Source organism: Pelotomaculum schinkii, from assembly GCF_004369205.1.
In the GTDB taxonomy this organism is placed as follows: Bacteria; Bacillota; Desulfotomaculia; order Desulfotomaculales; family Pelotomaculaceae; genus Pelotomaculum_C; species Pelotomaculum_C schinkii.
Window position 1 is genome coordinate 332,384 of record NZ_QFGA01000004.1, and the last position, 13,708, is coordinate 346,091.

Consider the following 13,708-nt stretch of genomic DNA (forward strand, 5'->3'; position numbering starts at 1 on the left):
AGGTGAACAAAATTGATTAGGAGCCTAATTGGAGAAGGTTTGCCCATGGTGGATGGGCTGGATAAAGTTAGTGGAGGTTTTACATTTACAGCAGACATGCACCTACCGGGGATGTTGTTTGGTAAGGTGCTGCGCAGTCCTCATGCTCATGCCAGGGTTTTGCATATTGACACCAGCCGGGCAAAAAAATTAATCGGCGTAAGGGCGGTACTTACCGGCCTTGACGGCTCCTACCCTCGCTATTCAGTCGCGGGTCAAGGAGTTCTGGATGAACGGCTCCTTGCGGTTGAGAAGGTGCACTATGCTGGTGACGAGGTTGCCGTTGTTGCTGCAATTGATAACGATACAGCGGCAGAGGCCCTGGAACTGATACGTGTGGAGTATGACCCATTACCTGCCGTGTTTGATCCACGTGAGGCCATGCTTGATTCTGCGCCGCTTATCCACGAGGACCAACCTTCCAACGTGCCTTATAAAATTGATTATACTCGCGGGGATATAGACAGAGGCTTTGCGGACTCGGCAATTACAGTGGAAGGAGATTTTGATGCCCCTCTACAGTACCAGGGATATCTGGAGCCACATGCAGCTGTTGCTGCTTGTGATCAAGGGGGAAGGATTTCTCTCTGGATTCCAATGCAGTCGCCTGTTCTGGGAAGAACTACTTATGCCAGCGCCCTGGGTATCAAGGAGGACCAAATAAGGATTATTCAGATGCCTATCGGCGGTGCTTTTGGCGGGAAGCTGGAATATAAGCTGCACGCTCTCTGCGCACTACTTGCAAAGGCTACAGGCAGGCCGGTAAAGATGGTGAATACACGTGAGGAAGATTTTAAGGCCGGCCTGCCGCGGGTGCCGATGTACATCCGGATGAAGCTAGGTGTTCGCAAAGATGGTATACTTTCAGCGAAAAAGGCTGAAATTATTGCAGACAGCGGGGCTTATATCAATTACGCCCACGGGATCCTGTTAAGCGCTTGTCACCGGCATGATAATTTATACCGGATTAAAAACCTGGCTACAAAAGGTTATCTAGTTTACACCAATAAGGTCGCCTCAGGTTGTTACAGGGGATTTGGCAATCCCCAGGTTCATTTTGCCTATGAAACTCTCCTGGACATGGCAGCCGAAAAGCTGGGTATGGATCCCGCAGAATTAAGGCTGAAGAATGCAACACAAACCGGTGATATAACTCCACACGGCTGGAAGGTTTTAAGCTGCGGGCTTAGTGACTGTATTACCAGGAGCACGGCAGCAGCCAACTGGGAGGAAAAGCGACAGCAAAACCAGAAGGCTGAAAGATTCGCCCGCGGTATCGGCCTGGCCTGCTGCCTGCATGTTTCAGGTAACCGGACTTTTCTGCCATATTTCGATGGGGCCTCCTGCTTTATTAGAATAAATGAGCAAGGCAAGGCCCTGGTTTTTAACGGTGAGACGGACCTGGGGCAGGGGGCGCGTACTACCTTTGCTCAAATTGCGGCTAACGAATTGGGGATCAGCCCGTCTGATGTAACGGTGTATTTTATGGATACAGATGTCAGCCCGCATGGTTTGGGCACTTTTGGCGATCGGGCCACTACTTTGGGCGGCAACGCAGTACGTTTGGCCGCTATTGATACCAGGATAAAGCTCCTTGCCGTTGCAGCTAAGGAACTTCAGGTAAATGAAGACGATTTAGCTATTTCGGACGGCATATGTTACTGCGTAAACAAACCAGATAAGAAAATACCCGTATCACGCATTGCACACCTGGCTTCTTACCAGTTGGCCGGCGATTTAATTACCGGCCACGGCGTATATACACCGCCGGATGTAAGTATGGTTGAGCAACAGAGCAAATACGGCAATATTTCCTGCGCATATCCTTTTGCCGCCCAGGTTGCTGAGGTGGAAGTCGACCGGATGACTGGCAGGGTTCGGGTACTGAATATGACAGCGGCGCACGATCTTGGAAAAGCGCTGAATCCCCTCCTGGCTGAGGGACAAATCCAGGGCGCCATCGCACAGGGAATCGGCTACGCCCTGATGGAGGACATGGGTTTTAAAAACGGTAAAATTAATAACTGCAGCTTTGAGAAATACAACATGCCCCGAATAACAGACATGCCGCCAATAAAAAGTATCCTGGTTGAGTCGGATGATCCCAATGGCCCCTATGGTGCTAAAGGATTGGCAGAACCTGCTCTGACACCTACGGCTCCCGCTATTGCCAATGCCATATATAATGCTGTGGGGGTAAGAATTACGGACCTGCCGATAACACCGGAAAAGGTGCTGAGAGCTTTAAAGGAAAAAGAAAAAGACAAACTTGGAGCACCCGATAAATAATTTCATTTCTATCAATATTGTCATTTTGAGAATTATCAAAATGATGAAATAATTTTTATTTTATGAGTTTCATGATCATGCAAGAAACCCGTTTTTTAGCGGGTTCTTGCATTTTGAGAATACTTTTATCTTATTGGCAAAGATTTTGCAAGTAACTGTTTACAGCAAATCTCCAAGAAGACTTGGTAAGAAGATTTTAACAGGATAATTCAGGAGGCTCTGTCGGTGTGTAAAAATGATACGAGGTGAATATACGATAGTAGAAAGTTGTGAAGAGTTCACGCTTACGTAGTGGAAATTTAAGTTATTGTTAACAGGTGTACTATCTAAAGATGAAGTTTAAAAAGCTATTTATAGCCAATATGTATCCTTAGAGGGTTTCAAGGTATCTTGCAGCAACACCGAATAAAGCATTAGAATTAAGGAAGCACGGAAATAATCTTAAATCCAATAGTAGTTTCTATAAGCAAGCGGTACCTGAACTTCGATTAGCCCGGTGTGGATTGTGAAAATAGTGTAAGCTATCCTAATACGGCGCAAATGAAGGAGGAATTACCTTGGAACAGGGTTTGCCTGCTGTTAAAGGTTTTATTCAGCAAGTAGTTGAAGCAATTGCCGCAGCTATAGGCATAGAGGTCATGGTCTTCGACTTGAACCGGAATATTGTTGCTGGAACAGGAGAAACCAGGGTACAGGTAGGCCACAGGTTCAATAAAGGCAGTCTTACCGGCAGAGTTCTGGAGCATGGACAACCGCTAGTCGCTCGCACCCCTGGGCAATCTCTGGAGTGTATGTCATGCTCTCGTTATGGTACCTGCTCGCGTTATATAGTAGCAGCTTTTCCGATCACGGTTAAGGAAAAAGTTTTAGGTAGTTTCTGTCTTGTTGCTATAAATAATCAGCAAAAAGACATAATCCTAGCTAATGAGGACGGCCTGCTACGATTTTTGGAACGTATGTGTTTACTAATCGCCAGCGCAATTAGTGAGAGACAGATCCAACAAGAATTAAATATCATGCTTAATAAATATGACAATGTTGTTAATAGCGTCCATGAAGGAATTATTTCTACCGATTATGTCGGAAATGTTATTCATCTTAACCGTTCAGCGATTAATCTCTTAGGAATTGATAATGAAGAAATTATTGGCAAGCAACTAACCAAACTTTTTCCGGAATTTCCGGATATAAAAACTTTTACTAAGCATAAATCTACTGAAATTGAAATTAGTTACAGCCTGAAAAAGAAAAAGAAAAGATATTTTCTTGCGGTAGTTGTTCCGGTATTAACTGGGGAAAACGGAAATATTCAAGGAATTACAATATCTTTTAGGAATTTAAGTGAGGTACAATCCTACGCCACAAAGCTCGTTGGTTATGGAAAGTACAGCTTTGATGATATTCTTGGTGATAGTCAATGTGTCCTTGAAGTAAAGTCGAAACTTCGCAGGGCCGCTTTGACCGATGCAACTATTCTTATCCGTGGTGAAAGTGGCACGGGAAAGGAATTATTTGCGCATGCCGTTCATAACTATAGTCGCAGGTCACAGGGCCCTTTTGTGGCTATAAATTGCAGTGCCATACCGGAATCTCTATTGGAAAGCGAGCTTTTCGGTTATGAGGAAGGAGCTTTTACAGGGGCAAGGAAGGGCGGCAAACCTGGCAAATTTGAACTTGCAAGGGGCGGCACTCTATTCCTTGATGAAATCGGGGATATGCCCCTGCATTTGCAGAGTAAACTATTGCGTGTTTTGGAAAACCATAGCATAGAACGTGTAGGCGGAACGGATACAATTCCAATTGATGTCCGCATCATTGCTGCGACCAACCGCAACCTTGAGGAAATGATAGATAAATATGAATTCCGAAGCGATTTGTATTATCGGTTGAGCGTCATACCAGTAGTAATCCCTCCGTTGCGAGAACGGAAGGAAGATATTTTTATCTTAATAAAATACTTTTTGGAAAAATACTGCAATAAGCTTGACCGGGAATGCCAGATATTGGATGAATGTGCCAGGGAAAGGCTTTACCGCTACCCATGGTATGGAAACGTTAGAGAACTCCAAAATGCTATAGAGTATGCCATCAGTATGAGTGAGCCGGGGCAGACTATTTTATTGGAGCATCTGCCGCAGAGTCTGTTAGCCTACCATGATGAGTTAGTTAATGATGTTGAGTTAAGTGGAGATGAGGCCAAAGGGAAGGGCTTGAAGGATAACAGGGAACCGACAACAAGGCTTAGGGCCATGGAAATAGAGGCAATACGTGAAGCTCTCAAAAAGTTTGGAACCACTACGGAAGGCAAAGAAAAAGCGGCACAGTTTTTGGGGATCAGTCTGGCTACATTATACAGGAGATTAAAGGATAATGAAATAATATCCTAATAGTTGTTTTAAATATGAAAAAATCCTTATCATTATGCGAATGATTAAACACTTGTGGTTTTCACAAGTGTTTAATCATTCCGGCTTTTAACCTGGCAATACAATCAAACCAGATAGTTTACCTGGAAAATAAGTTAATTATAACAATATCATAAATCTTACTTTTATCTTCATTGGTATAATCCTTGCAAATATTAAATCAGGAGGTGAATTCTTGAATATATATCCCGAAAGATTGCTCAAAGGGAAAAAGACTTCTGGTAGGTTAATGAGCGTTTTCGGGTAGAAGGAGGCATAGACAATTAAAATAAACTACAAGTTTGGCTTTTAAGTTAAACCTTTATTAATGACGAAGGGAGAGATTCAGCCAGTGAAAATGTTTGAGTATATGGGTAAGGAGCTTTTTGCCAAATTCGGCCTTCCAGTCCCGAGCGGCAGAATGATCACCAACCCGGAAGAAGCAGCCGCTGTTGCAGCGGAAATCGGAAAACCAGTAGTTATTAAATCACAGGTTCTGTCAGGTAAAAGGGGTAAAGCCGGGGGAATCAAGTTTGCCGACACTCCTGAGCAGGCTGTGACAGCCGCAAAGGAAATTTTCGGGATGACCATCCAGGGCCTGCCGGTAGAAAGGCTTTTGATTGAAGAGAAATTAAAAATAGATAAAGAACTCTATATGTCCATCACTGTAGACGGCGCAGCTAAAATGCCTGTTCTTATCGCCTCTGCGCACGGCGGCATGGATATCGAGGAAGTTGACGAGGAGTTTATCATTAAGCAGCACATTGACCCTGAACTCGGTATGCATCCCTTTATCGCACGTGATGTGGTAAGAAGGATGGGCATACCTTTAAGCGGTCCTCACGGCAAAGAAATCGTCAAGATTATACAGACCCTTTACAGGATATTTAAACAGAAAGACGCCGAACTGGTTGAAATAAACCCGCTGGTATTCAGCGACGATAAAGTAATCGCAGCCGACTCCAAAGTAACCATCGACGACGACGCCCTTTTCCGTCAGAAAGATCTGCCTTACGTTGAAGAGCGCTCCGCTACTGAAAAAGCCGCCAAAGACCTGGGCCTTTCCTTTGTCGACCTGGACGGCAATATCGCTGTTATGGCCAACGGCGCGGGCATTACCATGGGCACGCTGGATACCCTCCAGTATTACGGTGGGGCTGCCGCCAACTTCCTTGACTGTGGCGGCGGAACCGGACGGGAAGCAACAGCGGAGGCGTTGAAACTACTTATCGCCAAGAATCCCAAGTCCATGATCATCAACATTTTCGGTGGCATTACCCGTTGCGATCAAGTTGCTCTCGCATTTAAAGATATTAAGGAATCAGTAGGATTTCCTTGCCCAGTGGTGATCCGGCTGGTCGGCACCAACCAGGATTTGGGCCGGGAAATTCTTGCTGAAGTCGGTGTTGAGGCATTCGATTTCATGCAGGACGCCGCTAAAAAAGCAGTTGAACTTGCCGCCCAGGGCTAGCACAAATATCTGGAGCTAAATTTGCCCTTAAAAGGCAAATCGCAGGCTTATGAAAAGCTTTGACAAGGAGGAATTGTTAAATTGGCCATTATCATTGATGAAAATACGAATGTACTAGTCATGGGAATGACCGGCAGGCAAGGTACCTTTCACACCAAGCAAATGCTTGACTATGGCACCAAAATTGTAGCCGGCACCAGCCCTGGGAAAGGCGGAGCTATTGTTGAAGGGATACCGGCATACAACAGCGTCCGTGAAGCCTGTGCAAACCACAAAATTGACGCTTCAGTGATATTTGTTCCCGCTGCTGGAACAAAAGACGCCGCTCTTGAATCCATTGAGGCCGGCATTGGCGTAGTTGTGGTTGTCACCGAAGGAGTTCCGGTACATGATGAGATTGAGATGGTTGCCTATGCCAAGCGCAGAGGGACCATCGTTCTAGGCCCGAATACTTTCGGGATCGTGTCTTCCGGCAAATGTAAAATGGGTATTCCCCCCAACAAATACTTTGTGGAAGGTCCTGTCGGCGTAGTAGCCCGCTCCGGGACCTTGACCTATGAGATCGTAGGCAACCTTACCGCTAACGGGCTTGGCCAGACCACCGTTGTAGGCATGGGCGGTGACCGTGTGGTAGGAACAACCTTCATCGATGTTTTGAAAATGTTTGAAAAAGACCCGCTCACCAAAGCAGTCGTACTGATTGGTGAAATCGGCGGCAACGCGGAGGAAACAGCTGCTGAATATATCAAAACGATGACCAAACCGGTGGTTGGCTACATCGCAGGCAAGAGCGCACCTCCCGGCAAACGGATGGGACATGCCGGCGCCATTATTGAGCGGGGCAAAGGAACGTACCAGGGCAAGATAGAGGCTCTTACAGCTGCCGGAGCCAAAGTGGCAACCCTTCCTTTTGAAGTGCCTGGATTAATCAAAGAGTCTCTTGGAATAAAATAGCTGATTAAATGTCGGTAGATAGTTCAGGCTTGTCAATATCTCTAAAACTTTTAGTTGATAGTTGTCTTTTTTAATGTTATAAATTAGAGATTGGTTATTTTCATTATGAGAAAGTTTTCGCACCTGCGAATTTTTTGCAGGTGTTTTTCTTATATAGATAAACGGAAAGAGTGCGTAATATTGTCCTTTGGCAACCATCAATTAGGTATACTACAAAAAAATCCAGCTTAAAGCTGGATTTTTCATTAGTGGTACGGTCTTTGCAAATAAGCATAATTAGATTAATAATCCAGGAGGGATCACAACTATTATGAAGCCGGATTTAAGTGTGGAAGTGTGTGGTGTAAAGTTCAAGAACCCTATTGTAGTTGCGTCTGCCACCCCGTCGAAAGACGCAGCTTACATGAAAAAATGCGCTGATGCGGGGGCTGGCGGGATCATAGCCAAAACCGTTACCTATGAACCAAAGTTGCATAAGTATGTTTCCCCCAGGTTTACAGTGCTCCAAAAACGCGGGTGGCCGCACTCATTCTCAAATTATTCATGTGAATTTTTAGCTAACTATACCCCGGAGGAATGGTATGAAGAAATGAAAGCAGCAGCCAAATACTGCCACGAACACAACGTTGTCCTGGTAGGCAGTATTTCGGGGGGGTCGTTGGAAGAATGGGCAAAGCTTGCTGCTGATATGGAAAGCACAGGGGTTGATATGCTTGAACTCAATTTTGGGTGCCCTCACCCGCGGGATCTGGGCTACAAGAGCGGTCAGGAACTGGGAAGCGATCCGGAAGCAGCAGCTGAAGTAGTTGAAACAGTCGTCAATGCAGTTAAGATACCCGTTTTTGTAAAATTGACAGCTGAGGCAGTTGACCCCTTAATAGTTGCAAGAAAAGTTCAAGCGAAAGGCGCCAGCGGTCTCACAGTAATCAACCGTTTCCCGGCCTTGGAAATCGATATGGAAACTGGGCGACCAATCCTGCACTCGACTTTTGCCGGGGTCAACGGGCCATGGATGCGCCCGATAATGCTCAAGTGGGTAGCCAAAATAGCCCGTGAAATTGATATTCCTATTTCAGCAACGAATGGTATCTGGGAGTGGCAGGATGTGGTCAAGTCGATCATGGTTGGCGCCAGCACCGTTCAGACCTGCACGGCTCTCATGTATAGTCCCAGAGGTTATAAAAAGATAGGCGATTTTGTACAGGGACTGGAAAAATTCATGGATGCCAAAGGTTACCGTACGATTGCAGAAATGAGGGGCATCACTCTGGGCAAGATTCTCACCTGGGATAAGGTGGACAGGGAAACCAAAGCTGTTTCCATAGTTGATAAAGAGCGCTGCACTGGTTGTAAAATGTGCCAAAATTGGTGTTTTTACGGGGCAATTTCCTACGAGGGAGAAAACGGCAAGGTAAAAGCTAATATCAGTGATCGCTGTGACGGCTGTGGTCTGTGTGCATCGCTGTGCCCCAGGGATGCCATACACATGGAAGGACCGGTACCGGTATTTTTAGGGGATTTCAGCTAATCAAGGAAAATATTATGGCCTATATGGCTAAGGCTGATTATGGAGGGAAGCTTTATGGCTCAAATTAAGGTAGACCTGAAGCGCTGTAAGAGTTGTGGTATATGTATCGCCTTTTGCCCAAAAAATGTTTATGCCGTAAACAAAGAGGGTGGCCCTGTCATTGCGCAGCCGGAACTTTGTTCCAAGTGTAATTTATGTGTGATGAGATGCCCTGATTTCGCCCTCGAATTGGAGGTGTAGCAAAAAATGAATGGACAAGAAAGTTCAAAAGTATTTATGCAGGGAAACGCAGCCATCGCTGAAGGGGCTGTGGCAGCAGGTGCACGTTTTTATGCGGGTTATCCGATTACTCCATCCTCTGAAGTAGCTGAATTGGCATCTCAAAAAATGCTGGAAACCGGTGGGGTATATGTCCAAATGGAAGACGAACTGGGCAGTATAGCTGCAGTTATTGGCGCGGCTCTTACCGGTAAAAAAGCTTTTACTGCTACAAGCGGACCGGGCTTCTCATTAATGCAGGAAAACCTCGGGGTGGCTATACTGGGTGAGGTACCATGCGTTGTTGTCAATGTTCAGCGGTCCGGTCCCAGCACCGGGCTTGCTACCAAACCTGCGCAAGCTGATGTAATGCAGGCATGTTGGGGCCGTCATGGTGACCAGTTAGTCATCGTTTTGACACCTGCTTCAGTCCAGGAGTGCTTCGATCTGACGGTTACCGCATTTAACCTGTCGGAGCAATTTAGGGTGCCGGTTATCCTGCTGGCAGATGAAATAGTGGGTCACATGCGGGAAGCGATAACGTTGCCCAGACCGGAAGAGCTTAAAGTGGTTAATCGCAAAAAACCGGACTGTGCAGCGGAGAAATACCTGCCGTTTTCTCCGAGCAGTGACGGCGTCCCGCCGTTGGCCAGTTTCGGCAGTGACTATATTTTTCACATAACCAGTTCTATGCACGGGGAAAGTGGCTACAGCCAAAATGATCCTGCAAACGCAGGTGAAAAGATTAAACGTCTTTTTTCAAAAATTGAAGACCGTTTGGATGAGTTTGTTCTTTACAAACATTATTATGACCTGCAGGAAGACCTGGACCTTTTGATTATCACCTTCGGCTGTACCACCAGACCGGCTCGTGCGGCAGCTATGCGAGTTGGCGACAAAAAAATTGGGGTGCTGCAGCTTATTACCATGTGGCCTTTCCCCGATAAAATTGTTGCTCAAGCCGCTGCAAAGACACGTGCAATCCTGGTTCCGGAATTAAATCTTGGGCAGGTAATACGGGAGGTCGAGCGTGTGGCAGGTAAACAAACACCTGTCTACGGCCTTCATAAATCAAACGGGGAGGGCTTTAAACCCTCAGAAATTATCGCCCGTATTGAGGAGGTAACAAAATAGTGTCCGAGCAGAATGCTAGCTGGAAGGAATACATCAAAGAGAGTATGCTGCCACAAATGTGGTGTTCGGGTTGTGGCAATGGAATCGTTTTGGGGGCTTTAGCCCGGGCTATGGCTAAATTAAATTTAGAAAAAAACAAAGTTGTAGTGGTTACCGGTATCGGGTGCTGGGGAAAAGCTGATGATTATTTCACCTGCAGTGCCCTGCATGGAACCCATGGTAGGGCTCTGGCCTTTGCAACAGGTGTCAAAGCGGCTAACCCGGAGCTTGATGTTATTGTCCTCATGGGTGATGGTGATGGTGTGACTATTGGTGGCAACCACCTGATCCATGCTGCCCGGCGCAATATAGATCTGACCGTAGTGCTCTTGAATAACAATAATTACGGGATGACCGGAGGACAAGCTTCAGCGCTGACACCGTTAGGCATGGTTACCAGCACAACAAAATATGGCAACCCTGAGCGGGATTTGGATATTTGCAGCCTGGTGGATGCAGCCGGGGCCAACTATGTCGCCAGGGGTACAGTTTACCATGTTCCCCAGTTAGATAAACTCATCAGTGATGGAATAAACAAAAAAGGGTTCTCCTTCATTGAGGCATTAAGCCCCTGCCCGACTCATTTCGGGCGTCGCAATAAACTAGGTGACGCTGTTAAAATGGTGAAAACGTTGAAGGAAAATGCGGTTAATGTCAACTCGTCGCAAGCACAAGAAGGAGATTTAAAAGAAGGTTCTTTTTTAATCGGCAAACTGGCTGAGAGATATGACGACGATTTTAATACAGCATACGAGAAAATAAGGCAAAAGATTAAAACCAAATAAAATACCGCTTTATTAAGTCTTAAACTAAATGGCCTGGATATATTGCAGCACGGCTTAAAAAAAGGGGAGATATCAGTTGAAGGAAACCTGGCAGATAGTACTCGCAGGCGAAGGAGGTCAAGGTTTAATAGTCGCCGGTATTATATTGGCAGAAGCGGCTTCAATTTTCGAGGGGAAATTTGCAATACAGACTCAATCCTATGGGATAGCCACCAGGGGTGGATCCAGCTCAGCGGAAGTAGTAATCAGCGAGAAGGAAATTATTTATGAGAGTGTGGAGGAGCCCGATCTGGTTTTGGCCCTAACCACTGATGCATATGAGCAGTATGCCGGAGCATTGGATAAGAATGCGGTATTAATTTATGATGCCGGCCTGGTTGACACTACAAAAATAGAAAAAGTTACGGCGAAAACCTATGGTATACCCTTTACAGATTTAGCGAGGGAGTTAGGCAAGGTCACGGTGGCTAACATCGTATCTCTGGGTACGATAGCAAGATTAAGTGATGCTGTCAAAATTGATTCAATGGAAAAAGCGGTGCTGAAGCGTTTTGGCGGCAGTGCTGCGGAGCTTAATAAAAAAGCCTTCCGGCTGGGAATTGAATTTGCTGAAAATGATTCAATGCAATAAATGATTGAAGCATTCACAGGCCTGATCAGTCCTGCTGGTCAGGCCTCTTTTCTGGTAGAAGTAATATAAATCTCATCAGTTTTATATAGGAGGGTATCCTAATAATGAATTTGGCGCTGACAACCGGTCACATTGTCGGGATTGTTATAACGCTTTTAATAATTACGGCAATGGGCATTTACGCCGGTAGTATGGTCAAGTCTCCTGAGGATTTTGCCACTGGGGGACGCCGGGCCGGTGCGGCAGTGGTAGCGGGAACGATCATGGGTACACTTGTCGGTGGCTCCTCTACTATTGGCACTGCACAGCTGGCTTTTAAATTTGGTTTTTGCGCCTGGTGGTTTACCCTGGGCGCGGGTATTGCATGCGCTGTACTGGCAATTGGATTGGCCCGGCAGCTGTATGAAAGTAATCTTGAAACGATGCCACAATACCTTGTTGGTGTATATGGCGACGGAATTGGTCCATTGTCAAGCATTTTTTCTTCTGTCGGCATTTTTTTAAACATCGTTGCGCAGGGACTTTCAGCAGTGGCGCTGCTTACAGCCATGTTTCATATGAACCCGATCCTGGCAGCATTAATAGGTGTATTTTTAGTACTTACTTATGTGTTTTTTGGTGGGGTTTGGGGTGCGGGACTTGTTGGAGTGGTAAAATTGGTATTTCTTTACATGGCTACGATCGTCTGTGGTATATTGGCTTATAAAATGGTGGGCGGTTCGGCTGGGCTTACTGCTCATTTTCCGGCATACCCCTGGTTTTCCCTGTTCGGGCGTGGTTTCAGTATGGATTTTGCCGCAGGGTTTTCACTCCTGGTTGGAGTACTCTCTACCCAGACTTATATCCAGGCCATTTTTTCCGCCAAGAGCTTGGCTAAAGCCCGCACAGGGGCTTTAATTTCAGCATTTCTGATTCCCCCTGTCGGGGTAGGCGGCATATTGGTTGGTTTATTTATGCAGGCTAATTTCCCCAATACCCCGTCGGACCAGGTTTTGCCCGTTTTTATCATGAATTATCTCCCTCCTTTTTTAGCTGGAGTAGTTCTGGCAACATTACTGGTTGCCGTCATCGGTACTTGGGCAGGTCTGACACTTGGTGTTTCCACAATGCTGACCAAGGATATTTACAAACGATTTGTTCGTGTTCAGGCTGATGACAGGGAAGTCCTAAAGATACAACGCATACTAATCCTTGCCGTAAGCCTTTTAGCGATCTTTTTTGTTAGCGGCAGTCTAAGTTCATTGATTATGAGCTGGAGTTTTTTGTCTATGGGGTTGAGAGGTTGCACGATACTTTTTCCTTTACTTGGAGCAGCATTTTTTCCACGATATGTAACGCCGCTAGCTGGAACGGTAGCTGCTCTGGCTGGGCCGCTGGTGGATCTGATCTGGCACTTTGCCTTTCCAAAAGGGCTCGATCCTCTTTATCCAGGCCTATTGGCTAGTTTCCTGGCAATTCTTCTGATAAGTATTGTTTCAAAACGGAAAAAAGTAGAACCGGTAAGTCATACAACTTAATGAAAGAAAATTACAAGATAAGCTCTTAACTTAAACTGAAGGTAAAATGCTTTTGGAGTGATCAGCCATCGTAGTTGAATAATTTCGAAAATAAATGTTATGGTCTTTTTATCGATAACTGTAGTGAACTTGAACCTGCCTAATCCAGAATGACTCCTGATTTACGAAGGGTTATACTGGCTAGGCGGGCTAATTTTTATTGCAGTCACTTTGCAGTCCTTGATTAAACGCCAGGGCTTTGTCTTGAGATGTAGTAATGATATATAAATATTTATAGTCGTGAATTTAGTTGTATTTAGTTTTATTAGATAAACGCAAGGAGTGAAGAATAATGAGTGATGATTTGGCTAATTTGTTGAGAAAAAAGAAACATTTGCAGTTAGGACGTGAAGAAATAAAAGAGACTAAGGAATTATGTCCTGGAGGAATAAAAGCATTCTTTGAATGCCTTGAAGATTGGCTATCAGATTTAATTGAAGAACAAATGATATCAACTTCCTATGAAATTGTAACTGTAAACAAACAAAAATCGTAAGTATTCAGTGAACCAGCCCACCCTTTTTTTTTGTTGATAATCTAACACAAGATTAAAAAGTTTTACTGAAGGGCTGGACACAGCTCTTTTTTTAGTGCATAATCAGGACATGAACACTTCAAC

The 13,708-nt window shown here is 45.3% G+C and carries 11 protein-coding genes; all 11 read left to right on the top strand.

What is annotated here, in order from left to right; genetic code table 11:
- Positions 1 to 12 precede the first annotated feature (12 nt).
- The 11 genes from Psch_RS20660 to Psch_RS20710 all read left to right on the top strand — a co-directional run bounded on the left by Psch_RS20660 (position 13) and on the right by Psch_RS20710 (position 13,585).
- Positions 13 to 2,328 (top strand): xanthine dehydrogenase family protein molybdopterin-binding subunit, encoded by a 2,316-nt coding sequence (locus Psch_RS20660; protein ID WP_190259566.1) that lies wholly within the window; start codon positions 13 to 15, stop codon positions 2,326 to 2,328.
- Positions 2,329 to 2,885: 557 nt separating this feature from the next.
- Positions 2,886 to 4,715, top strand: coding sequence for a sigma 54-interacting transcriptional regulator (locus Psch_RS20665; RefSeq protein WP_190259567.1), 1,830 nt, complete (start codon positions 2,886 to 2,888; stop codon positions 4,713 to 4,715).
- A 370-nt stretch (positions 4,716 to 5,085) separates the two neighbouring features.
- A complete protein-coding gene (sucC, locus tag Psch_RS20670) occupies positions 5,086 to 6,204 on the top strand; it encodes an ADP-forming succinate--CoA ligase subunit beta (protein WP_134218291.1) in 1,119 nt (372 codons plus the stop codon).
- 81 nt (positions 6,205 to 6,285) lie between these two features.
- Positions 6,286 to 7,158 (top strand): succinate--CoA ligase subunit alpha, encoded by an 873-nt coding sequence (gene sucD / locus Psch_RS20675; protein WP_190259568.1) that lies wholly within the window; start codon positions 6,286 to 6,288, stop codon positions 7,156 to 7,158.
- Positions 7,159 to 7,468: 310 nt separating this feature from the next.
- Positions 7,469 to 8,686, top strand: coding sequence for a dihydroorotate dehydrogenase (locus Psch_RS20680; protein WP_190259569.1), 1,218 nt, complete (start codon positions 7,469 to 7,471; stop codon positions 8,684 to 8,686).
- 54 nt (positions 8,687 to 8,740) lie between these two features.
- Positions 8,741 to 8,926, top strand: coding sequence for a 4Fe-4S dicluster domain-containing protein (locus tag Psch_RS20685; RefSeq protein ID WP_190259570.1), 186 nt, complete (start codon positions 8,741 to 8,743; stop codon positions 8,924 to 8,926).
- A gap of 6 nt (positions 8,927 to 8,932) precedes the next feature.
- Positions 8,933 to 10,078, top strand: a complete 1,146-nt coding sequence (locus tag Psch_RS20690) for a 2-oxoacid:acceptor oxidoreductase subunit alpha (protein ID WP_190259571.1) — start codon at positions 8,933 to 8,935, stop codon at positions 10,076 to 10,078.
- Positions 10,078 to 10,902, top strand: a complete 825-nt coding sequence (locus tag Psch_RS20695) for a thiamine pyrophosphate-dependent enzyme (protein WP_243124272.1) — start codon at positions 10,078 to 10,080, stop codon at positions 10,900 to 10,902. Before Psch_RS20690 ends, Psch_RS20695 begins: the two co-directional genes overlap by 1 nt.
- Positions 10,903 to 10,978: 76 nt before the next feature.
- The gene (locus Psch_RS20700) at positions 10,979 to 11,533 is read left to right on the top strand and encodes a 2-oxoacid:acceptor oxidoreductase family protein (RefSeq protein ID WP_190259572.1); all 555 of its coding nucleotides are present in this window, start codon (positions 10,979 to 10,981) and stop codon (positions 11,531 to 11,533) included.
- 104 nt (positions 11,534 to 11,637) lie between these two features.
- Positions 11,638 to 13,050: a sodium:solute symporter family protein gene (locus Psch_RS20705; protein ID WP_190259573.1), complete on the top strand. Its 1,413-nt coding sequence runs from the start codon at positions 11,638 to 11,640 to the stop codon at positions 13,048 to 13,050.
- A 331-nt stretch (positions 13,051 to 13,381) separates the two neighbouring features.
- Positions 13,382 to 13,585 (top strand): hypothetical protein, encoded by a 204-nt coding sequence (locus tag Psch_RS20710; RefSeq protein WP_190259574.1) that lies wholly within the window; start codon positions 13,382 to 13,384, stop codon positions 13,583 to 13,585.
- The last annotated feature ends 123 nt before the right edge of the window (positions 13,586 to 13,708 follow it).